Source organism: Thioalkalivibrio sp. ALE9, assembly GCF_000377445.1.
GTDB lineage: Bacteria > Pseudomonadota > Gammaproteobacteria > Ectothiorhodospirales > Ectothiorhodospiraceae > Thioalkalivibrio.
Genome location: NZ_KB898123.1, coordinates 266,764 through 290,243 on the forward strand (window position 1 = coordinate 266,764; position 23,480 = coordinate 290,243).

Annotated in this window: 21 protein-coding genes and 1 tRNA gene; 16 read left to right on the forward strand and 6 right to left on the reverse strand. The window is 67.7% G+C overall.

The window, feature by feature from the left end:
- Positions 1–46 precede the first annotated feature (46 nt).
- The 3 genes from D106_RS0104435 to D106_RS0104445 all read left to right on the forward strand — a co-directional run bounded on the left by D106_RS0104435 (position 47) and on the right by D106_RS0104445 (position 4,792).
- Entirely contained in the window at positions 47–2,953 is a 2,907-nt protein-coding gene (locus D106_RS0104435; protein WP_018879331.1) for a molybdopterin oxidoreductase family protein, read from the forward strand.
- Positions 2,954–3,021: 68 nt separating this feature from the next.
- Positions 3,022–3,717 carry a 4Fe-4S dicluster domain-containing protein gene (locus D106_RS0104440; RefSeq protein ID WP_026279312.1) on the forward strand — a complete coding sequence of 232 codons (696 nt, stop codon included), beginning with the start codon at positions 3,022–3,024 and terminating at the stop codon, positions 3,715–3,717.
- Between the two features lie 25 nt (positions 3,718–3,742).
- Positions 3,743–4,792: a DmsC/YnfH family molybdoenzyme membrane anchor subunit gene (locus D106_RS0104445; protein ID WP_018867740.1), complete on the forward strand. Its 1,050-nt coding sequence runs from the start codon at positions 3,743–3,745 to the stop codon at positions 4,790–4,792.
- Between the two features lie 127 nt (positions 4,793–4,919).
- On the opposite strand, the gene D106_RS15345 is transcribed toward D106_RS0104445, so the two are convergent.
- Both D106_RS15345 and D106_RS0104455 read right to left on the reverse strand, forming a co-directional pair.
- Positions 4,920–5,054, reverse strand: coding sequence for a hypothetical protein (locus tag D106_RS15345; RefSeq protein ID WP_018875935.1), 135 nt, complete (start codon positions 5,052–5,054; stop codon positions 4,920–4,922).
- Between the two features lie 617 nt (positions 5,055–5,671).
- Positions 5,672–5,748, reverse strand: a tRNA-Arg gene (locus D106_RS0104455).
- A 184-nt stretch (positions 5,749–5,932) separates the two neighbouring features.
- Here D106_RS0104455 and D106_RS0104460 point away from each other — a divergent pair.
- A complete protein-coding gene (locus tag D106_RS0104460) occupies positions 5,933–6,808 on the forward strand; it encodes a c-type cytochrome (RefSeq protein ID WP_018879332.1) in 876 nt (291 codons plus the stop codon).
- Positions 6,809–6,889: 81 nt separating this feature from the next.
- On the opposite strand, the gene D106_RS0104465 is transcribed toward D106_RS0104460, so the two are convergent.
- From D106_RS0104465 to D106_RS0104475, 3 genes are all read right to left on the reverse strand, one after another.
- Positions 6,890–8,395 (reverse strand): YifB family Mg chelatase-like AAA ATPase, encoded by a 1,506-nt coding sequence (locus D106_RS0104465; protein ID WP_018879333.1) that lies wholly within the window; start codon positions 8,393–8,395, stop codon positions 6,890–6,892.
- Between the two features lie 58 nt (positions 8,396–8,453).
- Entirely contained in the window at positions 8,454–8,714 is a 261-nt protein-coding gene (locus D106_RS0104470) for an accessory factor UbiK family protein (RefSeq protein ID WP_018867744.1), read from the reverse strand.
- Positions 8,715–8,778: 64 nt separating this feature from the next.
- Positions 8,779–9,501 (reverse strand): pteridine reductase, encoded by a 723-nt coding sequence (locus D106_RS0104475; RefSeq protein ID WP_018867745.1) that lies wholly within the window; start codon positions 9,499–9,501, stop codon positions 8,779–8,781.
- Positions 9,502–9,583: 82 nt separating this feature from the next.
- Here D106_RS0104475 and D106_RS0104480 point away from each other — a divergent pair, with 82 nt between their 5' ends.
- Together D106_RS0104480 and tsaD are read left to right on the forward strand one after the other, a co-directional pair.
- Positions 9,584–10,783 carry a class I SAM-dependent methyltransferase gene (locus D106_RS0104480; protein WP_018867746.1) on the forward strand — a complete coding sequence of 400 codons (1,200 nt, stop codon included), beginning with the start codon at positions 9,584–9,586 and terminating at the stop codon, positions 10,781–10,783.
- A 76-nt stretch (positions 10,784–10,859) separates the two neighbouring features.
- The gene (gene tsaD / locus D106_RS0104485; RefSeq protein ID WP_026279313.1) at positions 10,860–11,891 is read left to right on the forward strand and encodes a tRNA (adenosine(37)-N6)-threonylcarbamoyltransferase complex transferase subunit TsaD; all 1,032 of its coding nucleotides are present in this window, start codon (positions 10,860–10,862) and stop codon (positions 11,889–11,891) included.
- A gap of 30 nt (positions 11,892–11,921) precedes the next feature.
- Here the strand turns inward: tsaD and plsY are convergent, their stop codons facing one another.
- Complete coding sequence (gene plsY, locus D106_RS0104490; RefSeq protein ID WP_018875941.1) at positions 11,922–12,536, reverse strand: glycerol-3-phosphate 1-O-acyltransferase PlsY; 615 nt, start codon at positions 12,534–12,536, stop codon at positions 11,922–11,924.
- A gap of 47 nt (positions 12,537–12,583) precedes the next feature.
- On the opposite strand from plsY, the gene D106_RS0104495 reads away from it, so the two are divergent.
- The 10 genes from D106_RS0104495 to ccoS all read left to right on the forward strand — a co-directional run bounded on the left by D106_RS0104495 (position 12,584) and on the right by ccoS (position 23,234).
- On the forward strand, positions 12,584–13,408 hold the full coding sequence (locus tag D106_RS0104495; protein WP_026280561.1) for an alpha/beta fold hydrolase: 825 nt from the start codon (positions 12,584–12,586) through the stop codon (positions 13,406–13,408).
- Positions 13,405–14,277 (forward strand): malonyl-ACP O-methyltransferase BioC, encoded by an 873-nt coding sequence (gene bioC / locus D106_RS0104500; protein ID WP_018879336.1) that lies wholly within the window; start codon positions 13,405–13,407, stop codon positions 14,275–14,277. Before D106_RS0104495 ends, bioC begins: the two co-directional genes overlap by 4 nt.
- A 205-nt stretch (positions 14,278–14,482) precedes the next feature.
- A complete protein-coding gene (ccoN, locus tag D106_RS0104505) occupies positions 14,483–15,967 on the forward strand; it encodes a cytochrome-c oxidase, cbb3-type subunit I (protein WP_028485053.1) in 1,485 nt (494 codons plus the stop codon).
- A 19-nt stretch (positions 15,968–15,986) separates the two neighbouring features.
- Positions 15,987–16,721, forward strand: a complete 735-nt coding sequence (ccoO, locus tag D106_RS0104510) for a cytochrome-c oxidase, cbb3-type subunit II (RefSeq protein WP_018867752.1) — start codon at positions 15,987–15,989, stop codon at positions 16,719–16,721.
- An 18-nt stretch (positions 16,722–16,739) separates the two neighbouring features.
- Positions 16,740–16,958 (forward strand): cbb3-type cytochrome c oxidase subunit 3, encoded by a 219-nt coding sequence (locus tag D106_RS0104515; protein ID WP_026279315.1) that lies wholly within the window; start codon positions 16,740–16,742, stop codon positions 16,956–16,958.
- On the forward strand, positions 16,955–17,884 hold the full coding sequence (gene ccoP, locus D106_RS0104520) for a cytochrome-c oxidase, cbb3-type subunit III (protein ID WP_018879337.1): 930 nt from the start codon (positions 16,955–16,957) through the stop codon (positions 17,882–17,884). The genes D106_RS0104515 and ccoP overlap by 4 nt, the downstream gene beginning before the upstream one ends.
- 179 nt (positions 17,885–18,063) lie before the next feature.
- The gene (gene ccoG, locus D106_RS0104525; RefSeq protein WP_018867755.1) at positions 18,064–19,464 is read left to right on the forward strand and encodes a cytochrome c oxidase accessory protein CcoG; all 1,401 of its coding nucleotides are present in this window, start codon (positions 18,064–18,066) and stop codon (positions 19,462–19,464) included.
- Positions 19,465–19,578: 114 nt separating this feature from the next.
- Entirely contained in the window at positions 19,579–20,412 is an 834-nt protein-coding gene (locus D106_RS0104530) for a FixH family protein (protein ID WP_018879338.1), read from the forward strand.
- Between the two features lie 17 nt (positions 20,413–20,429).
- Entirely contained in the window at positions 20,430–22,970 is a 2,541-nt protein-coding gene (locus D106_RS0104535) for a heavy metal translocating P-type ATPase (RefSeq protein ID WP_038045567.1), read from the forward strand.
- A gap of 42 nt (positions 22,971–23,012) precedes the next feature.
- Positions 23,013–23,234 carry a cbb3-type cytochrome oxidase assembly protein CcoS gene (gene ccoS / locus D106_RS0104540; protein ID WP_018867758.1) on the forward strand — a complete coding sequence of 74 codons (222 nt, stop codon included), beginning with the start codon at positions 23,013–23,015 and terminating at the stop codon, positions 23,232–23,234.
- The last annotated feature ends 246 nt before the right edge of the window (positions 23,235–23,480 follow it).

Here is a 23,480-nt window from a genome sequence, read left to right on the forward strand (position 1 = left end):
AATATGGCCCATGAATAAGCAAACCGTAATCTATGGGGTCGTCTGAATGAGCGCGTTGCCCGAGTTCGAGAACCACAGCGAGCAGGAGATCAAGTACACCACCTGCTACATGTGTGCCTGCCGCTGCGGCATCAAGGTTACCGTCCAGAACAACAAGGTCCGCTATATCCAGGGCAATCGGCATCACCCGATCAACAAGGGGGTGCTGTGTGCCAAGGGTAACGCGGGGATCATGAAGCAGCAGTCCCCGGCGCGCCTGCACCAGCCGATGCGCCGCAAGCCCGGCACCGAGCGCGGCGCCGGCGAGTTCGAGCCGATCTCCTGGGACGAGGCCCTGGACATGCTGTCCACGCGGCTGCAGAAGATCCGCGAGACCGACCCGCGCAAGCTGGCGTTCTTCACCGGCCGCGACCAGATGCAGGCCCTGACCGGTCTGTGGGCGACCCAGTTCGGCACCTACAACTGGGCGGCCCACGGCGGCTTCTGCTCGGTGAACATGGCCACGGGCGGTCTGTATACCACCGGCTTCGCCTTCTGGGAATTCGGCGACCCGGACTGGGACCGCACCAAGTACCACATGCTCTGGGGCGTGGCGGAAGACCATGCCTCCAACCCGATCAAGATCGGTCTGGAGAAGCTCAAGCGCCGCGGCGGCAAGTTTGTCGCGATCAACCCGGTGCGCACCGGCTACCAGGCGATCGCCGACGAGTGGGTGGGCATCAAGCCCGGTACCGACGGCCTGTTCGCGCTGTCGATGCTGCACGTGCTGCTGAAGAACGACCAGTTCGACTGGGACTTCCTGGTGCGCTACACCAACGCCACCCAGCTGGTGGTGCAGACCCCGGGGCAGAAGGGCGATGGCCTGATCCTGCGTGACGAGGCCGGCAACCCGCTGGTCTGGGAGCTGGAACAGGAGGCGTTCGTCGACGGCACCCAGGTCGACATCAAGCCGGCGTTGTTCGGCGAGTACACCGCGCCCGACGGCCGCCCGGTCAAGACCGTGATGACGCTGCTGGCCGAGCGCTACCTGAGCGACGAGTATTCCCCGGAGAACACCGCCGAGGTCACCGGCGTCCCGGCCGACCAGACCGAGCGCCTGGCGCTGGAGATGGCGCACGTCGCGTTCAAGGAGACGATCGAACTCGATATCGAGTGGACCGACTCCTGGGGCCGCAAGCACGACAAGGTGTTCGGTCGCCCGGTGTCCATGCACGCGATGCGCGGCATCTCCGCGCACTCCAACGGCTTCCAGACCTGCCGCGCGATCCATCTGCTGCAGATCATGCTGGGCTCGGTGGACTGCCCCGGCGGTCACCTGGCCAAGCCGCCGTATCCCAAGCACGTCCCGCCGGGCATCAAGCCGGCCAAGGAATGCGCGCCGAACACCCCGCTGAAGAGCCCGCCGCTCGGTTTCCCGACCGCGCCGGAGGACCTGGTCATCGATGACGAAGGCAACCCGCTGCGCATCGACAAGGCCTTTTCCTGGGATGCGCCGATCTCCAACCATGGCCTGATGCACATGGTGGTGACCAATGCGGTCAACGGCGATCCCTATCCGATCGACACGCTGATCTTCTTCATGGCGAACATGTCCTGGAACTCCTCGATGAATACCGCCGAGGTGATGGACATGCTGCGGGCGAAGGACGACAGCGGCGAGTACAAGATCCCGTTCCTGGTGGTCGCGGATGCGTTCCACTCGGAGACGGTCAACTTTGCCGATCTGGTGCTCCCGGATACGACCTATCTGGAGCGATACGACACCATCTCCATGCTGGACCGCCCGATCTCCGAGCCGGCCGCGGCGGCGGACTCCATCCGCCACCCGATCCTCGAGGTCGACCGCGACGTGCGTCCCTGGCAGGAGGTCATGGTCGAGCTGGCCGGCCGCCTGAAGTTCCCGGCGTTCACCAACGACGATGGCAGCCGCAAGTTCGAGGACTACAAGGACTTCATCGTCAACTTCGAGAAGGAGCCCGGCATCGGTTTCCTGTCCGGCTACCGCGGCAAGGACGGCAAGACCCACCTGCGTGGCGAGCCGAACCCGAAGCAGTGGGAGGCGTACATCGAGAATCAGGGGTTCTTCGTGCATCACCTGGCACCGAGCCAGCAGTTCTACCGCTTCGCCAACAAGGACTACCTGGAGCTGGCCAAGCACGCCGGCTGGGTGGGCAAGACCGATCCGATCACCATCGAGCTCTACTCCGAGACCCAGCAGCGCTTCAAGCTGGCCGGCCAGGGCCTGTATGACGGCCCGCAGCCGACCAAGCAGGAGCACAAGGATCGCCTGACCCAGTTCTTCGATCCGCTGCCGATCTGGCACAAGCCGCTGGAGCAGACCCGGATCGACGAGGACGAGTACCCGTTCTATGCGGTCAACCAGCGCCCGATGTTCATGTACCACTCCTGGGATTCGCAGAATGCCTGGCTGCGTCAGATCTGCGCCCAGAACTATCTGTACATGAACCGTGGCAAGGCGGAGTCCATGGGCATCGCGGACATGTCCTGGGTTTGGCTGGAGTCGCACAACGGCAAGATCCGCGTGCAGGTCAAGCTGATCGAGGGCTGCGAGCCGAACACCGTCTGGACCTGGAACGCCATCGGCAAGCAGAAGGGCGCCTGGGGTCTGAAGCCGGACGCGAACGAGTCCAACAAGGGCTTCCTGATGAACCACCTGATCAGTGAGCTGCTGCCGAAGAAGGGCGACCCGGTGGACAACATCACCAACTCCGACCCGGTCACCGGCCAGGCCGCGTGGTACGACCTGAAGGTCAAGATCACCCCGGCCGACCCGGAAGAGGCCAGCACCTGGCCCGACTTCGACACGATCAAGCCGGCGCCCGGCATGTCCGAGGCCCCGGACCAGCTCCGCTACGCAGCGCACAAGCCGGTGCACCTGAACCGTTCCATCCGCGACGTGCTGACGCGCGGCTCGCTGGACGACGAACAGTAGGCATCACGGATCCGGGCCATGCCGCCGGCCGAAGCCGGCGGCCCGAGAGAATTTGAGGAGTACCTGAAATGCGACTTGGACTCGTAATCGACATGGATACCTGCGTGGGCTGTCACGCCTGCGCGGTGGCCTGCAAGCAGTGGAACACCAGCGGTACCACCGGCGCGCTGACCGACTATCGCCCCTATGGCGAGGACCCCAGCGGCGTGTGGTTCAACCGTATTCGCCACTACGAAGTCGGCGACTACCCCAACAACAAGACCGTGAACATCCCGATGTCCTGCATGCACTGCCAGCATGCTGACTGCGTGAACGTCTGCCCGACCGGCGCCTCCTACAAGCGCCCGGAAGACGGCATCGTGCTGGTCGACCAGGACAAGTGCATGGGCTGCAACTACTGCGCCTGGGCCTGCCCCTACGGTGCGCGCGAGCTGGACCGCGAAGACGGCGTGATGAAGAAGTGCACGCTGTGCGTGGACCGTATCTACGACGAGCAGCTGCCGCCGGAAGAGCGCCAGCCCGCCTGCGTGATCACCTGCCCGGCGCACGCCCGGTTCTTCGGTGACTTCGACGACCAGGACTCCGAGGTCAGCCGCCTGGTGCGCGAGCGCGGCGGCGTGAAGCAGATGCCGGAGCTGGGCTACAAGCCGGTCAACACCTATCTGCCCCCGCGTATCACCCGCCCGATCCCCACCGACGACGTGCGCGCCAACAAGCTCGTCACCTCGGTGAAGGACTGGGTCAACAAGATGGTCGCGCGCTAGGCGCGGCCCGAACGGGAGAATTCATATGCATCCGGCATTTTCCGTCATCCTGTTTACCGTCATCTCGGGTGCGGGCTACGGCCTGTTCATCCTGCTGGCGGCCTTCCATCTCGCGGGTATCGGCCCGGCCATGAGCCACGGCGAGCTGCTGGCGCACGGCCTGGTGTCGCTGGGGATGATCACCCTGGGGCTGATGCTCTCCACCGGTCACCTGGCGAACAAGAAGAACGCCTGGCGTTCCTTCATGCGCTTCAAGACCTCCTGGCTGTCGCGCGAGGCCGTGTTCGCGGTGCTGTTCTACCCCTTCGCCGGTATCTACGGTCTGGGTGTGCTGCTGCAGGGTTCGGCCATCGGGCCGCTGCCCGCCATGGCCGGCGCGATCGCTGCCGTGCTGGCCGTGATCACGCTGTTCTCCACGGGCATGATCTATGGCTGCCTGAAGACCATCCGCCAGTGGAACACGGCGCTGACCCCGGCGAATTACATCATGCTGGGCATCGCGACCGGCACCACGCTGTTCGCCGCCATCGCCGCGGTGTTCGGCAATGCCACCACGCTGCATGCGGGCGTGGCCATCGTCGCGCTGCTGGCCGCCGCGTTGCTCAAGGGGATCTACTACTTCTGGATCTCGCGCGTGAACGGTCCGACCATCAACACCGCGACCACCTTCAACCGGGCGACCGTGCGTCTGCTGGATACCGGCCACACCGCCGGCACCTTCCTGACCGACGAATTCGGCTACGACCCGCGCAAGGACACCATCGACAACATCAAGATGGGCGTCTTCCTGCTCGGCTTCATCGCCCCGGTACTGGTCTTCGGTTCGATCCTCTCCGGTGCGCCGGCCGGTATCGCCTGGCTGGCGGCGGTGTCGAGCCTGGTCGGGATCGGCATGGAGCGCTGGCTGTTCTTCGCCGAGGCCAAGCACGTCGTGCGCCTGTACCACGGTGCCCAGACCTGCACCGACTCCCTGGCCGAGCCGAGCCGCGTCGGCCCGGAAGTGGCCGCGGATGCTCGCCGTGGCGACGCACCGCGCGCCGAACTGGGCGATACGCCCGGGGGCTCCGGCTCCTGAGTCGGACGCAACCATACGGGTTACCCGGGCGCTCCGGGTAACCCGTACCAAAGGCCAGGGCGTTGGATGACCGACGCCCCGGCCTTTTCTGTTTGGAGGGGCTGCCCCGGGCAGGATCCGTCCGGGCCTATTGCCCCTTGTCGTTCTCGTGCATCCCGTGAACGATGAAGTAAATCACGTACGCGAAGAAGGCCGCGATGCCCGCCAGCGTCACGATCGTCAGGATCCCGATGGGCGACTGAAACATGATTTCCATCAGCATGATCTTTCCTCTAGTTGGGTCCATGCACCTTCGACGCTAGCCCCCGGAGCCGGCCTCCGATTTGATCCAGATCATGCCGGGAGTCGATTCGGACAGTGCGCCGCGGGCGCTGTGGCGGGTAAGGGCGGAACGGAAGGCTGGCGGAACGTTCGGGCTGTATCCGGCGGACGGGGATGTCAGCGCAGCTGCGCGGGCCTCGGCTCGAACTGGAGGTTCGCCGGGTTGGATTCGGGGGTGTTCGTGCTTCGCGCCCGAGAGGGTGGGGGGCGCGAGGCTGGCTTCGTGTCGGCGAACGTCCCGAGGCTGCCGCCGAGGGGCTGGGCTCGTTGCGCCGCCGGTCCTTCGAGCCGGCACGGGCCGTGGCTGTGGCGCGCTCAGCCCGCGCTGCGGGTCTCGGCTTGAATGGAGCTTGGGGCTACGCCCGGGGTGTTCGGGCGTCGCGCCCGAGAGGATGGCTTCGCCGCCTGTGGCGGCTCGGTCCTTCGGACCGGTGCAGCCGTTGGCTGCACCGCGATGTCGGCCCGCTTCGCGGGCCTCGATTCGAACGGAGGTTCGAATCGAGGCCCTCAGACACCCCATTACGCAAAAAGGGACCACGAGTGTCCCTTTTTGCGTAATGGCGCGCCCGAGAGGATTCGAACCTCTGACCTCTGCCTCCGGAGGGCAGCGCTCTATCCAGCTGAGCTACGGGCGCAAGGGCTGCAATGATACGGGCGGGGCCGCGGGTGCGTCCAGCCATATTTGACCGCGCCGCTGGGTTTGTGGTCGCGCCTGGCATGATGCCCTATACTCTGCGCCCGATTTGCGCGTACCGCGCGAGCGCTTTCGAAAGAGCACACCACAAGGCCATGCATGGCCAGGATCTCGGAGGGAGAGAAGTGGGAAATCAACCGATCAAGATGGACACCGGGAACAAGGTGTTGCTGTTTATCTCGTCCCTGGCCCTGCTGGCGACAGTCCTGTTTCTGGTGTCGCAGCTTGCGAGCTGGATTGGGGGCATGATGGGTTCCCAGGCGGAGGCCGTGAGCGAGGAGCGTATTGCCGAGCGCATCGCGCCGATCGGCCGGGTGGTCTCCGGTGAGGTGGATACCGCCGAGGAAGCCGCGGACCTCAGCCCGGGCGACATCTACGCCAACGTCTGCGCCGCCTGCCATGACTCGGGCGCCTCCGGTGCCCCGCTCAAGGATGACACGGACGAGTGGACTAACCGTCTGAACGACAAGGGTCTGGAGACCCTGTTCGAGAACTCGATCAACGGCATCGGCGCGATGCCGGCCCGCGGTGGCGATTCCAGCCTGACCGACGAGCAGATGAATGAAGTCGTGGCCTACATGCTCGATCAGGCAGGCGTTGATCACGGCTACGAGGGCAGTTCCAACGGAAACGGCGACACCGCCGCGGACGACGCCGCCGCTGAAGGCGAGGAGCCGGTGGCCACCACCGACACGGGCGAAGCGGCCGCCGAGGAAGAGGCCGAAGCCGTGGCCGCTATTGCGGTCGACGAGGGTGATGTTGAGCGCGGTCAGTCGCGTTACAACACCTGCGTGGCCTGCCATGGTGCGCAGGGTCAGGGCACCCCGGTCTTCCCGGCGTTGGCCGGCCGGGATGCCGAGTACATCGCCGACAAGCTGGTGCGCTACCGCGCCGGCGAGACCGTTGGTGACCAGACGGCCCTGATGGCGCCGAACGCCGCGAACCTGTCGGATCAGGATATCGCCGATCTGGCCGTCTACGTGGCGACCTTCGAAGACTGATCGTCGCGCCGTTGCCGCGTACAAAGGCCCCGCCCGGTAGACCGGGCGGGGCCTTTTCTTTGCGGGACGACGCTTTCCCGTTTACTGGGTACGCCAGTGGTCCAGGGCGCGGTAGCTCAGCGCCTCGGTGAGATGTCGGGTGGCAATCGCTTCCGCGCCCTCCAGATCGGCGATGCTGCGCGCCACGCGCAGGATGCGGTGATAGGCCCGTGCCGAGAGACGGAAGCGCTCGGCCGCCTTGTCCAGTAGCTCGCGGTCGGCGGCCGCAAGGGCGGCGTGTTGGTCGAGTCCCGCGCCATCCAGAGTGCTGTTGAGTCCCTCCTGGCGCGCCTGCTGCCGGTCGCGCGCCCGGGTCACGCGCGTCGCGACCGTAGCGGACGTCTCGGTCGGCTCGGTCGCGCCGGCCAGGTCGGCCGGCGGGATCCGGGGCACCTCGATGGCGAGGTCGATCCGGTCCAGTAGGGGGGCGGACAGGCGCTTGCGGTGCCGGGCCCGCTGCTCCGGGGTGCATTCGCAGCGTTCGGCCAGGTCGCAGTCGAAACCCTGCGGGCAGGGGTTCATCGCGCCCACCAGCTGGAAGCGGGCCGGGAACTCGGCCTGGCGCGCGGCGCGCGAGATGTGGATTACGCCGGTCTCCAGCGGCTCGCGCAGCACGTCCAGAACCGAGCGGTCGAACTCCGTCAGTTCGTCCAGGAACAGCACGCCCTGGTGCGCCAGCGAGATCTCCCCGGGGCGCGGGGTGCTCCCGCCGCCCACCAGGGCCACGCCCGATGCGGTGTGATGGGGGGAGCGGAACGGGCGGGCCCGCCAGTCACCCCGCAGGTGGGTGCTGCCGCGCAGGCTGTGGATGGCGGCCGTCTCCAGCGCCTCGGCCTCGTCCATCGGCGGCAGGATGCCGGGGATGCGCGCCGCCAGCATCGATTTGCCGCTGCCGGGTGGGCCGACCATCAGCAGGTGGTGTCCGCCGGCGGCGGCGATCTCCAGGGCGCGCCGCGCCTGGTGCTGGCCGCGTACGTCCGCGAGGTCCGGGTGGCTCGGCGGTTCCGGCTCGGGCGGCCGGGCGGGTGCCAGGGCGTCGCGCCCGGCCAGCGCCGCGCATACCGCAGTCAGGTGTGACCCGGTGAGGACTCGCGCGCGCCTCGCCAGTGCCGCCTCGGCGCCGTCCTCCGGGTTGACCACCAGGGCGCGGTCGGCATCCGCGGCGGCGAGTCCGGCCGCCAGTGTGCCGCCCACCGGCCGCAACTGGCCGTCCAGCCCCAGTTCGCCGAGGAATTCGTGTGCCGCCAGGGCTTCGGCCGGGATTTGCTGGCTGGCGGCGAGGATGCCCAGGGCGATGCCGAGGTCGAAGCGGCCGCCGTCCTTGGGCAGGTCTGCGGGGGCCAGGTTGACGGTGATGCGCCGCCGCGGGAATTCGAAGCCGCTGGTCTGGATCGCCGCGCGCACGCGATCACGGCTCTCGCGCACCGCGGCCTCCGGCAGGCCGACGATCTGGAAGGCCGGGAGGCCATTGGCCAGATGGGTCTCGATGGTCACCAGCGGGGCATGAATGCCGTCGATGGCGCGGGCGTAGGCAATGGTGACGGGCATCCGTGCCCCTCCGTTCGGCCGCCGGGGGTCCGTCCCCGGCGGGTGGTTTCAGTGGTGGCTACTGCCCCGGGGTGTCGTCCGGCCGCCCCTCCAGCGCGGCTACGCGAGCCTCCAGTTCGGCGAGGCGTTCGCGGGTGCGCTCCAGCAGGGCGACCTGGATGTCGAAGTCCTCGCGGGTGACCAGGTCCATGCGCTCGAAGCCGCTTTGCAGCGATGAGCGGACCTGGCGCTGCACGTCTTCCTGCATGTGGCGCACGGACTCCGGCAGGCTCTCGGTGATCCGGCGAGCGAGGTCGTCGAAGCGTTTGGAATCGATCATCGGGCGGTCTCCTGACGCAGGTTCTTGGTTCTGGCCAGTGTAGCGCGGCTGACCCCGGGTACGGCTACTGCGATGCGGAGCGCCCGCCATCCACCGGGATGACCTGGCCGGTAATGTACGGCGCATCCAGCAGCAGGAACCGCACGGTGCGGGCGATATCCTCCGGGCTGCCCTCGCGCTTGAGGGCAGTGCGCTCGATCATGGCCTCGTGGGTGCCGGTGTTCTCCGCATCCTCCGGCGCCAGGATCGCGCCGGGCGCAACCCCGTTGACCCGCACGCCGGGCCCCAGTTCGCGGGCAAAGGCCTGGGTCAGGGCCCAGAGCCCGGCCTTGGCCGCCGAATACACCGGATAGCCCTTCAGCGGGCGCAGCGCGTGGATATCCACGATATTGACGACCGCGCCCCGCGCCCGCTGCAGCGCCGGGTTGCAGGCCTGGGTGAGGAAGGTCGGCGCCTTCAGGTTGGAGCCGATCAGGTCGTTCCAGGCGGATTCGCGGATCTCGCCAACGGGGGTTGGATAGAACGTCGAGGCGTTGTTGACGAGAAAGTCCAGCCGCCCCCAAGCCGCCTCGGCGTCGCGGGCGAGGACTTCGATGGCCTGGGGGTCGAGCAGGTCGGCCTGCAGGGTGCGGGCGCTGTCGGGGCGCACCGCGTTCAGATCGGCGGCGAGCGCGTCGGCCTCGTCACGCGAGCCGCGGTAATGGATTAGCACCCGCAACCCGGCCGCGTGCAGGTGCCGGGCAATGGTGGCGCCGACGCGCCGTGCGGCCCCGGTGATCAGCACCACGCCCGCCGGGTCGGGTGTCCTGCTCAAATTGTCGGTGGGTGCCTGCGCCACGTCCATCCCCGGGTTGGTACCATGCGTCGCCATGTTGCCGCCGAAACCTAGCACAAACGCCGCCGACGATCCGGTCGCCCGGGAGATCGCCGCGCGTCTGCGCATTCACCTGCAACAGAGTATTGCGGCGGGCCAGGGGTTCCTTCCGTTCGTCGATTACATGCAGGCGGCCCTGTATGCGCCGGGCCTGGGCTATTACGTGAACGGGGCCCACAAGCTGGGCGAGGGCGGGGACTTCGTCACCGCGCCGGAGCTCTCGCCGCTGTTCGGCGAGACCCTGGCGACCTGGCTGGCCCCGGTGCTGCGCGATGACCTCGACGGCGCCGGCACGCTGCTGGAATTCGGTGCCGGCAGTGGCCGCCTGGCGGGGGACGTGATCACCACCCTGCGCGAGCTCGGGGTGGCCTGGGGGCGGTACTGGATCATCGAGGTGAGCCCGGACCTGCGCGCCCGGCAGCAGGCCCACCTGCAGGCCCAGCTGGAGCCGGCGGAATACGCGCGTGTGGCCTGGCTCGATGCCCTCCCCGAGGCCCCCTTGCGTGGGGTGGTGCTGGCCAACGAGGTGCTGGATGCCCTGCCGGTGGAGCTGTTCCGCTGGCGCGAGGGGCGCGTGTGGCAGGTCGGCGTCACTACCGAGGCGGACGGGGCGCTGACCCTGGCCGAACGCGAGGCCCCGCCAGCCCTGGCCGAACCCGTGACGCGGCTGGCGGCCGACTATGGCCCCTGGCCCGAGGGCTACCTGTCCGAGTGGCGGCCGGCGCAGGCGGCGTGGGTGCGTGCGCTCGCCGAGGGGCTGGAGCAGGGGGTGGCCGTGATCGTGGATTACGGCTTCCCGCGGGCCGCCTATTACGCCCCGGAACGGCACCAGGGGACCCTGGTCGGCTACTACCGCCAGCAGATGATCCAGGACCCTCTGGCCCATCCGGGGCTGATGGACCTGACCGCCAGTGTCGACTTCACCGCTGTGGCCGAGGCGGCGGATGCCGCGGGCCTCGATGTGCTGACCTACGCCGGGCAGGGCGAATTCCTCCTGGGGGCGGGGCTGCCGCAGCGTTTCGAGGCCCGCGTCGGTAGCGGCGAGGATGCCCGCCTGACCATGCAGGCGGCGCAGGCCGTGCGCATGCTGACCCTGCCGGGCGAGATGGGCGAGCGCTTCCAGGTTATGGCTCTCGGTCGCGGCTGCGCGCATCTGCCGCTGGGGGGTATCCCCGATCGCCGGGGGCGCCTGTGAACCCCGGTCCTGGCGCAATGGCGCGGTCGTTCCGGGGATGCTTGGTGGCATCGACGAAACCCGGCATGCTGGCGCCATGAAGGTACTGGGTATCGAAACCTCCTGTGACGAGACGGGCGTGGCGCTGATCGACAGCGACCGTGGCCTGCTCGCGCACCGGCTGTACAGCCAGACGGATCTGCACGCAATCTACGGCGGCGTGGTGCCGGAACTGGCCTCGCGTGACCACATCCGGCGGCTCCTGCCGCTGGTGCGCGCGGTGTTGGAGGAGGCGGGCGTGGACGGGCCGGACCTGGATGCGGTGGCCTACACCGGCGGGCCGGGACTGCTGGGGGCGCTACTGACCGGTGCCTCGGTGGCTCGCTCCCTGGCCTGGGGCTGGGGTATCCCGGCGCTGGCGGTGCATCACCTGGAGGGCCACCTGCTGGCGCCGTTCCTGGAGGATACCGGGCTCGACTTCCCGTTCCTGGTGCTGCAGGTCTCCGGGGGGCATACCCAGCTGATCCATGCCAGGGCCCTGGGCGACTACGACCTGATCGGCGAGAGCATCGACGATGCTGCCGGCGAGGCCTTCGACAAGACCGCCAAGCTGCTGGGGCTGGGGTATCCGGGTGGCCCGGCGCTGGCGCGCCTGGCGGAACAGGGCGCGCCGGATGCCCTGCGGCTGCCGCGCCCCATGCTGGATCGCCCGGGGCTGGACATGAGCTTCTCCGGCCTGAAGACCGCCGTCCTGACCGCGCTGAAGAAGCAAAGTTACCGCCCGGAGGATGTCGCCCGCGCCTTCGAGGAGGCCGTGACCGACACTCTGGTCGAAAAGACCCGGCGCGGTCTGGAGCAGACCGGGGCCCCGGCGCTGGTGGTGGCCGGTGGCGTGGCCGCCAACACCACGCTGCGCGCGGGGCTGCAGGCCATGGCGCAACGCCAGGGGGTGCCGGTGTATTTCCCGCGCCCGGAGTTCTGCACCGACAACGGGGCGATGATCGCGCTGGCCGGGCTGCGGCGGCTGCAGGCCGGTGGCGTAGGGGATGCCGGGGCCCCGGTTGTCGCCGCGCGGGCCCGCTGGCCCCTGGCCGAACTGGAGGCGCCGGTTCCGGCCGGACCGGGCTGAAGCCCTGCCCGGCCCGTGCTCGGCGGGCCGTCAGTCTCCGGGGGCCGGGGCCTTGTTCTTCTGGCCGATCCGCGATTCCTCGCCGCGCATCAGACGGCGGATATTGCTGTCGTGGCGGATGAACAGGATTACGCTCATCAGCGCGACCGCGGCGCTGATCCAGTGATCCATGCCCAGCAGGATCGTGTACACCGGGGCCATGCCGGCCGCGACCAGGGCCGCCAGCGACGAATATCGCCAGATCGCGGCGACCACGAGCCAGGTGAGCAGCACCAGTCCGCCGGCCGCCGGGCTGATCGCGAGGATCACGCCAAGTGCGGTGGCCACACCCTTGCCGCCCTGAAGGCGGTAGTACACGGGGAACACGTGACCGAGGAAGGCGGCCAGGCCGATCAGGCCGATCGCCCAGCCGGGGAAGAGCTCCAGCTGGAGCGCGACGAACACCGGCAGCCAGCCCTTGCCGACATCCCCGATGAGCGTGATGATGGCCGCCTTCTTGCCGCCCGAGCGCAGGACATTCGTGGCGCCGGGGTTCTTCGACCCGGTGGTGCGCGGGTCCGGCAGACGCAGCAGCTTGCTGACCAGAATGGCCGTGGAAAGCGATCCCAGCAGATACGCGATGATGATGCCGATTGTAATAGCCATGAGCGGTGAGCCTGTCTGCGCGGATGGGCAAGAGATTGCGAGCGCACATGATACGCAAGCCGGTGGCCGGCGTTCAGCGCGCTGAGATGGGGGGTGTGACCCGTCCGGTCCATGACCCGACGCTGGTGCTGTTGCACGGCTGGGGCTTTTCCGGCGCGGTCTGGGCGCCCCTGCGGGCCAAGCTGCCGGCCGGCACGCGGGTACTGGCGCCGGATCTGCCCGGTCATGGGGCCGCGGGCGACGGCTGGCGGCTGGCGGATGCGGAGGGCGCCGCCGCGGCCCTGATCGCCGCGCTGCCCGCGGACGTCGAGTACCCGGTCTGGGCTGGCTGGTCCCTGGGCGGCCTGGTGGCGCTCGCGGCGGCGCGCCAGTGGACGGGCCCGCAGGGGCTTGTACTGATTGGGGCAACGCCACGCTTCATCCGTAATGATGACTGGCCGGCCGCCCTGCCGCTGGACGAGCTGGAGGACTTCCGCGCCGCCCTCGGAGGCGACCGCCGCCGACTCAATCGGCGTCTGGCGATGCTCTGTGCTCGTGGCAGTCCCGATGCGGCCTCGCTCGCGCGCGCACTGGCGGACCGGATGCAGGCGGCCCCCGCCTCTCCGGATGGACTGGCGGCGGGTCTGGATCTGCTGCAGGGTGCCGACCTGCGCGCCGCCTGGGCCGGGGTGCAGGCGCCGGTGGCGTGCTGGCTGGAGCCGGAGGACGCGCTGGTGCCGGTCGCGGTGGAGGCGGGACTGACGAGCTTGCGCCCCGATGGCCGGATCGGTCGCGGGGCGGGCGGTCATGCGGACTGGTGGGCGCGGCCGCAGCGGCTGGCCGGATTTGTTTCCGAGTTCCTGGATCACTGCAGTGCAGGGGAGTCCGCATGACCCGACCCGACAGCTTCGATCTCGACAAGGCGCGGGTGCGCGAGGCCTTTGCACGGGCCGCTGCCACCTACGAGGAGCATGCGGTCCTGCAGCGCGAGGTGCAGGAGCGGATGCTGGAGCGTCTGGACTGGATCCGGATGGAGCCGGAACGCATCGTCGATCTGGGTTGCGGCATCGGCGAGGCCCTGGATCACCTGAGCCGCCGCTACCGCGGGGCGCACCTGGCCGGCGTGGACTTCGCCCCGGAGATGGTTGCGCGGGCGCGGCGGCGCGGGCGCTGGCTGCGGCGGCCGCAGGTGGTCTGCGGTGACCTTGAGGCCCTGCCGCTGGCCGAGCGGTCCTTTGATCTGGCGGTTTCCAGCTCGGCCCTGCAGTGGTGCAGCGACCTCGACCAGGCCTTCGCCGAGGTGCGGCGTATCCTGCGCCCGGGCGGGCTGTGGCTGTTTACCACCTTTGGCCCGGACACTTTGCGCGAGTTGCGCGCCGCCTTCGCGGCTGTGGATGGCGGCGCCGGGGCACATGTCAACGCCTTCATGGACATGCACGACATCGGCGATGCCCTGGTGCGATCCGGCTTTGCCGATCCGGTGATGGACCAGGAGGCTCTGACCCTGACCTACCCGGATCTGACCGGCCTGATCCGCGACCTGCGCGGGGTCGGGGTGCGCAACGCCCTGGCGGGGCGTTCGTCGGGTCTGTTTGGCCCCCGGCGTCTGGTGGCCGTCGCCGAGGCCTATGCCCGCGACTTCGGCGTGGAGGGTCGTCTGCCCGCGACCTGGGAGGTGGTCTATGGTCATGCCTGGGTGCCGGATGCGCCGCCCCCGTCGCGGCCAGACGGGCGCGTGATCCCGGTTCAGCCGGTTCGTTGATCTGGATCAACGAAAATGCCGCCCGCGTCCCTCGCGGGCGATCCACCGGAAGATGTATTCTCTTGGACAGGAAAAGTTCCGCCCGTCCCGCTCAATATCCGAGTGACACAGGCGGTATTGGTTTTTTGTGGGCCCGGAATGGGGTAGAGTTCACGCCCCCGAACCATCGGGACATCCGTGTTCCCCGCAGCAAGGTGGAAAAGTCATGTCACAAGCAGCCACTACGGCGGGTGCCGCACCCGCAGCGTCAGTCGCGACTTCCGAGCAGTACAACTACGCGATTATCAAGCGGTTTGCCATTGCCGCCGTCCTCTGGGGCGTGTTCGGGATGGCCGCCGGTGTCTGGATCGCCTCGCAGCTGGCGTTCCCGTTCCTGAACTTCGATATCGCGCAGATCACCTTCGGGCGCTTCCGTCCGGTCCACACCACGGCCGTGATCTTCGGTTTCGGGGGTAACGCGCTGTTCGCCACGTCCTACTACGTGGTGCAGCGGACCTGTCAGACCCGGCTGTGGAGTGACTCCATGGCGAGCTTCACCTTCTACGGGTGGAACCTGGCGCTGGTCCTCGGCGTGATCACCTACATGATGGGGATCACCCAGGGCCGCGAATACGCCGAGTTCAACTGGCAGATCGACATCATCATCCTAGTGGTCTGGGTCGCCTACTTCATGATCTACCTGATGACCCTGCTGCGTCGGAACCAGCCGCATATCTACGTGGCGAACTGGTTCTTCATGGCCTTTATCCTGGCCACCGCGCTGCTGCACATCTTCAACAACATCCAGGTCCCGGTCGGCCTGTTCCACCCGCATTCCTACTCCATCTTCTCCGGGGTGCAGGATGCGATGACCCAATGGTGGTACGGCCATAACGCGGTGGGCTTCTTCCTGACGGCCGCGTTCCTCGGGATGATGTACTACTTCGTGCCGAAGCAGGCCGGTCGCCCGATCTACTCGTACAAGCTGTCCATCATCCATTTCTGGGCGCTGGTCTTCCTGTACATGTGGGTGGGTGCGCACCACCTGCACTGGACCGCGCTGCCGGACTGGGTCTCCACCCTGGCGGCGACCTTCTCTATCCTGCTGCTGCTGCCCTCCTGGGGCGGCATGATCAACGGCATCATGACCCTGTCGGGCGCCTGGGATAAGCTGCGCACCGACCCGATCATGCTGTTCCTGATCACCGCGCTGGCGTTCTACGGCATGTCGACCTTCGAGGGTCCGATGATGTCCCTGAAGAGCGTGAACGCGCTGTCGCACTACACCGACTGGACCGTGGGCCACGTGCACTCCGGCGCCCTCGGCTGGGTGGCGATGATCTCCTTCGGCTCGCTGTATCACCTGATCCCGCGGCTGTGGAACGTCAACCTGTACAGCCTGAAGCTGGTGTATGTGCACTTCTTCCTGGCGACCATTGGGATCGTGCTGTACATCACCGCGATGTGGGTGGCCGGTATCGGTCAGGGCCTGATGCTGCGCGCCTTTGACCAGTACGGGAACCTGGCCTACACCTTCACCGAGTCGGTGGTGTTCCTGCACAAGCCGTACGTGGTGCGTGCCATTGGTGGCGGGTTCTTCCTGGCCGGCATGCTGATCATGGCGTTCAACATCGCGATGACCGTTCGCTCGGGCATCAAGGCCGAGGCCCGCGAGGCCCAGGCCGCGTCCGCCGAAGCCCGCACGGCCTGATTAGGGAGAGACTAGATCCATGAAGCATGAAAGCGTTGAAACCAATGCCGGCCTGCTGATCATCCTCACCCTGGCGGTGATCAGCGTCGGCGGCCTGGTCGAGATCGTGCCGCTGTTCTACATCGACGACACGATCGAGGAAGTGGACGGCGTGCGCCCGTACACCCCGCTGGAACAGCGCGGGCGTGACATCTACGTCCGCGAGGGCTGCTACACCTGCCACTCGCAGATGGTGCGTCCGTTCCGTGACGAGATGCTGCGCTACGGTCACTACTCGCTGGCGGCCGAATCGCAGTACGACCATCCGTTCCAGTGGGGCTCGAAGCGCACCGGTCCGGACCTGGCGCGCGTGGGGGGCAAGTACTCCAACGAGTGGCAGGTCCAGCACCTGATCGACCCGCAGTCGCTGGTGCCGGAGTCGATCATGCCGGGCTACCCCTGGCTGGCGACCACGCCGCTCGATTACTCCGATATCGATCGTCGCATGATCGCGCTGAAGCGCGTGGGCGTGCCGTACTCGCTCACCGACGAGGAATACCAGGCCAACGTCGAGAAGTTCGGGGAGCAACACGCCCGGATGTTCGACATCCGCGACGCCGAGGAAAATCTGGTGGCGCAGGCGCAGGCCGAGAACTTCGACGGCAACCCCGGGACGATCACCGAGATGGATGCCCTCGTGGCCTATCTCCAGGTCCTCGGGACCATGGTCGACTTCAGCGAATACGACGACGGGCACTTTGCCGAATTCCGGTAAGGGAGGACGGGCGCCACGATGACGGGACTTTGGGAATGGATCACGGATATGGGCAACAGCAAGATCGTTGCCCTCATTCTCTTCATGAGCACCTTTATCGGGGTCGTGATCTTCCTGTTTTCCAATCGTCGGCGTGCCCGGAAGTTCGAGACGTATCGCTACATTCCTCTGGACGACGATGATTCACATCGGGAGCCCGTGGCCCGGCGTGACAAAACCAAGAGTGACGAGCAATGAGCACACAGGACAACCGTGATAAGGACCCGAGCCAGGTCGAGACCACTGGGCACGTCTGGGACGGCAACCTTCAGGAATACAACAATCCGCTCCCGCGCTGGTGGCTGTGGGGCTTCTACGCCACGATCGTGTTCGCGCTGGTGTACTGGCTGATCTACCCGGCCTGGCCGATTGGCGACAGCTTCACCAAGGGCTTCAACACCATCACCTTCGAGCAGGGCGGCGAAGAGCGCACCATGCACTGGAACACCCGTGCGTTGCTCGCGAAGGACATGCAGACCGGCACCTACGCGGTGCGCCAGCGCGAGATGCTGGAACAGGTGGCCGCCCAGGATTACGACACGATCCTGCAGGACGCTGAAAGCATGAGTTTCGTCAACGCGTACGCCCAGGGCTCCTTCGGTACCTGGTGTGCGGCGTGTCACCAGGTCGGTGGCGCGGGCGTGGTCGGGCAGTACCCGAACCTGCGCAATGACCACTGGAAGTGGGGCGGAACGGTCGAACAGATCGAGGAAACCCTGCACCAGGGCCGCCTGGGCTACATGCCCGGGTACCGCGACACCCTGAGCAGCGACCAGCTGAATCAGGTCGCCGCCTACGTGCTGTCGCTGAACGACTACAGCGTGGATCAGGACGACGCCGATGCCGGTGCCCGGATCTTTACCGGGACCGACGGTGGCTGCTTCCAGTGCCACGGCATGGACGCCCAGGGGCTGACCTCGCAGGGCGCGCCCAACCTGACCAACGATCTCTGGGGTCTGGTCGACGTGCGCGGCGCGGAAAGCGATAGCGAGCGTCAGCGCCTGGTCGCCAATTTCATTCGCGATGGTATCCAGCGTGAGATGCCGGCATTCGGTGATCGACTGTCGGATGCGGAGATCAAGATGCTGACCGCCTACGTGCATTCCCTGGGCGGGGGGCAGTAGGCCGGCTCCGTCGACCTGGCGAGCCCCGGGGGTGCGGAGGCCTGCCAGGATGCACGCGTTGACAGGGGTGCCCGCCGGGTGGATAGACGCCCGAGGGTGCCCCTTTTTGTTTTGAACTGTTGCCGCGGCCCGTGTATTGCCGCCGGGCCGCACTGCCGGATACGCTCCGGGAGGATCCGATGTCCCAGTCCCAGCCGCTATACGAGGCGCGAATCCCGATCCACCCGCGATCGGTCAAGGGGCGGTTTCGCAACCTGAAGACCGGAATCCTCCTCCTGGCCTACGGGGTATTCTTCGGTCTGCCGTGGATCCGCTGGGAACGTGAATACGGGCCGGATCAGGCGGTGCTGTTCGACATCCCCGGGCGCCAGTTCCATATCTTCGACCTGGTTGTCTATCCGCAGGATATCTTCTGGCTGGCAGGCTTTCTGGTCCTCGCCGCATTGCTGCTGTTTTTTGTGACCGGTGTGGCCGGGCGCGTGTTCTGCGGCTACTTCTGCTTCCAGACCCTGTGGACCGATGTCTTCATGTGGCTGGAGCGCAAGATTCAGGGGGAGCGGCCCGCGCGCCTCCGGCTCGCCAAACAGCCCTGGAACGCCGAAAAGCTGGCGAAATATGGTCTCACCCATGCGTCCTGGCTGCTGGTGGCTTTCGCCACCGGGCTCGGGTTCGTCCTGTACTGGGGCGATGCGCCTTCCATCGTGGCGGACTTCTTTACCGGCCAGGCAGTGTACGCCGCCTATGTGACCGCGGGGATCCTGACCGCCACCACCTACACGTTTGCCGGGCTGGCCCGCGAGCAGGTCTGCACGTTCATGTGCCCCTACGCGCGTTTCCAGAGCGTGATGTTCGACCGCGACACCATGATCGTGTCGTACGACGAATCACGCGGCGAGGGCACCGCCGGCCGCGCCAAGGTCCAGGCCGGTCTGAAGACCCGCGAGCAGCGCCAGGCCGCCGGCGTCGGGGACTGCATTGACTGCGGCTACTGCGTGCAGGTGTGCCCGACCGGCATTGATATCCGCGACGGGCTGCAGTACCAGTGCATTCACTGTGCGCTGTGCATCGATGCCTGCGACACGATCATGGACAAGCAGGGCTGGCCACGCGGGCTGATCGCCTATACCTCGGAGCGCGAGCAGGAGGGCGGCAAGACTCGGTTCCTGAGGGGCAAGACGCTGGGTTATGGGGCGGCCGTGCTGGTCGTTATCGTTGCACTGGTTGCCAGCATCGTGGGTCGCCCGCCCGTGGACGCCAACGTGAACCAGGTGCGCCAGCCGCTGTATGTGCAGATGTCCGACGGGCGCATCCAGAACGGCTACGAGATTCGCCTGAACAATACCGCGGACCGGGAGCTGGACTTCCAGATCGGACTCGCCGGGCTCGACGGCGCGGAGCTCGACCTCGGGCAGGTGGAGCGGATCCGCCTGGAGCCCGGGGAGCGACTCACCGTGGTCGCGCGCGTGCGCCACGACGTGCCCGAGGGCGCCCCCTCGCCGCAGCCGTTCCGTTTTGTGATTACGGATCGCGAGGGTCATATTGAACCGCTCGAAGTGACGTCCCAGTTCAGTCATCGCTAACGGTGTTCCGTTGCGCACTGCGCCCGGGCGAGAAACAGTATTCGTGCTGCCGGAAATCGCGCGGCACCCCGCGAGCCCCTAGCTTGCGATCACGCAGGAAACGAAGAAGACATCATGAGCAATCTCGTCATTACCCTCGGCGTCGGTACCGCGGCCCTGGCCATCCTGTTCGCGCTGATCTACCGCTTCACGCGGCTCAAGGCCTACAGCACATCGGCGGTGGTCGTCGCCCTCATGCTGTTTGTGTTCATTCCCTACTCGATCCTGACCTGGCAGGGCGCGGATGTCTTCGCCATCCATCTCGCGCTGTACATCATCGTGCCCTACGGGCTGGGGATCGTCTTCACGCAGAAAGAGGCGGAGGCCGAGAGTGGCGGCAAGGCCAAGATTGGCCGGCTGCACTGGGCTCCGCTGGTTCTCGTGGGATTTTTCACGATCGTCGCGTCCGTCCAGGCCGTCCTGATCACGCTGGCCCATAACGGGATGCCGCAGCAGTTTATCGGCTCCATCCTGCCGGAGCCCGAGAACCGGGCGGAGCAGGTGACCTCGGCATTCCCGGGCACCGTGGCCGGCATGGAGAGCCGCAAGCAGGCGCTCGCCGTCCATCGCGTCTCGGAGCTGCAGGCCCAGCGCGAGAAGGGCTGGCAGGTTCGTCAGGGGTGGGTCGAGCGTCCCACCGAGGGCCAGGCCGCCACGCTCCAGGTAGAGGTCCGGGATGCCGATGGCGTCCCGATCAACGACGCCAGCATCCGCGGCATCTTCATGTGGCTCGCCGACGAGCGCCGCGACCAGGGCTTCGAGATGCAGCACATGGGCGAAGGCCTGTACCAGGTCGAGGTCGCACTGCCGGCCCCGGGGCGCTGGGATCTGCGCTTCCAGGTCCAGCGCGATGACCAGCTCCTGGAACAGCAGGCCCGGACCCGCGTGCGCAGCGCCCAGTCCGGCTGATCCCCCGCGCTCCCGCCGTGGCGCTCGCGTCCGACTCGCAGGCCCCGGCAGCGTCCGCGGCCCCGACCCGGTGTTTCCACTGCGGGCTCGCTGTGCCCGCGGGCGCGTACTATCCCGTCACCTTCGAGGGGCGGGAAGAGCCTACCTGCTGCCCCGGCTGCCAGGCCGTGGCCGGGGCGATTATCGAGCGCGGCCTGGGGGCCTATTACCATCACCGCGATGCCCCGCCGGCGGAAAGCGGCAGTCCCCTGATCCCGGACGAGCTGCGCGAGCTGGAACTGTTCGATCATCCCGGCGTGCAGCAGCAGTTCGTCACGCCGGCGGGTGCGGCCGGCGAGCGCCGCGAAGCGGCCCTGATGCTGGAAGGCATCACCTGCGCGGCCTGTGTCTGGCTCAACGAGCGCCATGTCCAGACCCTCCCGGGTGTGGAGAGCTTTCGCGTCAACTATTCCACCCATCGCGCCCAGGTCGTCTGGGACCCCGAACGGATCGCCCTGTCGGATATCCTCAAGGCGATCCGCGACATCGGCTATCACGCCCACCCCTACGACCCCGGCACCCGCGAGCAGGCCGTCGCCCGCGAACGCGGGCTGGCCCTGCGCCGAATCGCGGTGGCCGCCCTTGGCATGATGCAGGTGATGATGCTGGCCGTGGCCCTCTGGCTGGGCGCCGAGGACACCGAGCACGAGGACCTGCTGCAGTTCATGCGCTGGGTCGCCGCCGCGCTCACCACGCCAGTGGTGCTCTACTCCGCGATCCCGTTCTACCAGAGCGCCTGGCGCGACCTGCGCCATCGCCAGCTCGGCATGGACGTACCGGTGAGCCTGGCGATCATCGTCACCTACCTCGCCAGCCTCTACGCGGTGATCCTCGGCACCGGTGAACACGTCTACTTCGAATCCGTGGTCATGTTCGTGTTCTTCCTGCTGACCAGTCGCTACCTGGAGCTGATCGCGCGCCAGCGCGCCAGCCATGCCATCGACCGCCTCGACCGACTGGTGCCGGCGATTGCCAACCGCGAGGGCCCCGACGGGCAGATCGAGGCGGTCCCGGTCGGCGAACTGGCCCCCGGCGACCGGGTGCGGGTCCGCCCCGGCGAGACCATCCCGACCGACGGTGTCGTGCGCGCGGGCGAATCCACGGTCAACCGCGCCCTGCTGACCGGCGAGCCGGAGCCCCACCCGGCGCGCCCCGGCGATGCCGTGACCGGGGGCACCGTCAACGTCGACGGCCCTCTGTCCGTCGAGGTCCAGCGCGTCGGCGCGGAGACCACCCTGGCCGCGATCCAGCGCCTGCTCGACCGCGCGCAGACCGAGAAGCCCCGTATGGCTCGGATCGCCGAGGCCGGTACCGGCTGGTTCGTGGGCGCGGTACTGGTGCTTACGGCACTGGCCGGCCTGGTCTGGTACGCCTGGATCGACCCGGCCCGCGCCCTCTGGGTGATGGTCGCGATGCTGGTCGCGACCTGTCCCTGCGCCCTGGCGCTGGCGACCCCGGTCGCGCTGACGGCCACCACCGGCGCACTCTCGCGCATGGGTCTGCTGGTGACCCGCGGCAGTGCCCTGGAGGCCTTGCCGCGGGTCGACATGGTCTGCCTCGACAAGACCGGTACCCTGACCGCCGGCATGCCGCGCCTGGTCGCCCGCGAGGACCTGCAGCCCGCCCCCGAGGGCGACGACTGGCTGGCGTGGGCGGCGGCGCTGGAGTCCCATTCCGAACACCCCCTGGCCCGGGCCCTGGCCGGGTCGGCGGGGGCCTCCCGCATCCACGCCACCGGGGTCCGGAACCTGCCGGGCCGGGGCCTCGAGGGCAGCATCGAGGGGCGCCGGGTGTCGATTGGCGGGGCCTCCATGCTGCCCTCCGGCGTCGACGCACCGAGTCCGGCCGCACCCGCGGACTATCCGCTGGCCACGCCGGTCTGGCTGGTCGTCGACGATCAGCCCGTCGCGTTGTTCTGGCTGGCCGACACCCCGCGTCCGGAGGTGCGGGATGTGCTCGGTGACCTGCGGGCGCGCGGCCTGCGGGTGGTCCTGCTGACCGGAGACCGCCCCGAGGCCGCCAAGGCGTTTGCCGCGCAGATGGACATCGCCGAGGCCGAGGGGGGACTGACGCCGGAGGACAAGCTCGCGTACGTGCGGGCGCGCCAGGCCGAGGGCCGGGTGGTGCTGATGGCCGGCGAGGGCATCAACGATGCCCCGGTGCTGGCCGGCGCCGACGTGTCGATGGCGATGGGCGGCGGCACCCAGCTGGCCCAGACCCAGGCCGACCTGGTCCTGCTGTCGGATCGCCTGGACCACTTGCCGCAGGCCCTGGATCAGGCGCGCCACACCCGGCGCGTGATCCGTCAGAACATTGCCTGGGCAATCGGCTACAACGTGGTGGCGCTGCCAGTGGCGGCCGCCGGCCTGCTGACCCCCTGGCTGGCGGCACTGGGCATGTCCCTCAGTTCGCTGCTGGTGGTGGGCAACGCCCTGCGGCTGCGACCGGCGCGGGAGACCGCGGAGCGCAGCCCCGTTCGCCCTGCCGAGCCCGTGGCGCCGCCGCGGCCGCCGGTGTAGGTGCTGGTTTAAGCGGCTGGTCTGGCTGGGTACACTGGGGTCATGACCATCCTGTACCTCCTGATTCCGCTGGCGATGCTGTTTGCCCTGGTCGTGGGGCTGGTGCTCTTCTGGGCGATCCGTTCCGGCCAGTACGACGATCTCCAGGGACCGGCGCACCGCATCCTGATGGATGACGACGACCCGCGGATCCCCACCCGTTCGGGAGACGACCCGCCCGGGCGGGACCGCGAGGGCCGTCCGGGCCAAAAGTCCGAGCGCTGACGTCGGTCGAACTTGCGCCGCGTCGCGGTGCCGCTTACCCTTCGCCTATTCTGGTTGGAAAATTCCGAGGATTGCGAGATGCGCGACTGGTTTACCTTTGAGAACTTCCCGCTGACCTTTACGGCAGCCCTGATCATCTGGTCCTGGATCAGCTTCTTCTCGGTGATCCTGTTCGGCTGATCCGGCGCGGAACGGGCCGGCGGGGCCATCTCGCCCCGTTCGGTAACCCAAAAGGCCCCGGCTTGT

What these genes read in the sequence shown, in the direction of transcription:
- D106_RS0104480 (WP_018867746.1), top strand. Translation starts at nt 9,584, where the DNA reads ATGTTGCCGCCGAAACCTAGCACAAACGCCGCCGACGATCCGGTCGCC.
- D106_RS0104515 (WP_026279315.1), top strand. Translation starts at nt 16,740, where the DNA reads ATGACGGGACTTTGGGAATGGATCACGGATATGGGCAACAGCAAGATC.
- ccoG (WP_018867755.1), top strand. Translation starts at nt 18,064, where the DNA reads ATGTCCCAGTCCCAGCCGCTATACGAGGCGCGAATCCCGATCCACCCG.
- D106_RS0104495 (WP_026280561.1), top strand. Translation starts at nt 12,584, where the DNA reads ATGATACGCAAGCCGGTGGCCGGCGTTCAGCGCGCTGAGATGGGGGGT.
- ccoS (WP_018867758.1), top strand. Translation starts at nt 23,013, where the DNA reads ATGACCATCCTGTACCTCCTGATTCCGCTGGCGATGCTGTTTGCCCTG.
- D106_RS0104530 (WP_018879338.1), top strand. Translation starts at nt 19,579, where the DNA reads ATGAGCAATCTCGTCATTACCCTCGGCGTCGGTACCGCGGCCCTGGCC.
- D106_RS0104465 (WP_018879333.1), bottom strand. Translation starts at nt 8,395, where the DNA reads ATGCCCGTCACCATTGCCTACGCCCGCGCCATCGACGGCATTCATGCC.
- D106_RS0104470 (WP_018867744.1), bottom strand. Translation starts at nt 8,714, where the DNA reads ATGATCGATTCCAAACGCTTCGACGACCTCGCTCGCCGGATCACCGAG.
- D106_RS0104435 (WP_018879331.1), top strand. Translation starts at nt 47, where the DNA reads ATGAGCGCGTTGCCCGAGTTCGAGAACCACAGCGAGCAGGAGATCAAG.
- D106_RS0104440 (WP_026279312.1), top strand. Translation starts at nt 3,022, where the DNA reads ATGCGACTTGGACTCGTAATCGACATGGATACCTGCGTGGGCTGTCAC.
- bioC (WP_018879336.1), top strand. Translation starts at nt 13,405, where the DNA reads ATGACCCGACCCGACAGCTTCGATCTCGACAAGGCGCGGGTGCGCGAG.
- D106_RS0104445 (WP_018867740.1), top strand. Translation starts at nt 3,743, where the DNA reads ATGCATCCGGCATTTTCCGTCATCCTGTTTACCGTCATCTCGGGTGCG.
- ccoP (WP_018879337.1), top strand. Translation starts at nt 16,955, where the DNA reads ATGAGCACACAGGACAACCGTGATAAGGACCCGAGCCAGGTCGAGACC.
- tsaD (WP_026279313.1), top strand. Translation starts at nt 10,860, where the DNA reads ATGAAGGTACTGGGTATCGAAACCTCCTGTGACGAGACGGGCGTGGCG.
- ccoO (WP_018867752.1), top strand. Translation starts at nt 15,987, where the DNA reads ATGAAGCATGAAAGCGTTGAAACCAATGCCGGCCTGCTGATCATCCTC.
- ccoN (WP_028485053.1), top strand. Translation starts at nt 14,483, where the DNA reads ATGTCACAAGCAGCCACTACGGCGGGTGCCGCACCCGCAGCGTCAGTC.
- plsY (WP_018875941.1), bottom strand. Translation starts at nt 12,536, where the DNA reads ATGGCTATTACAATCGGCATCATCATCGCGTATCTGCTGGGATCGCTT.
- D106_RS15345 (WP_018875935.1), bottom strand. Translation starts at nt 5,054, where the DNA reads ATGCTGATGGAAATCATGTTTCAGTCGCCCATCGGGATCCTGACGATC.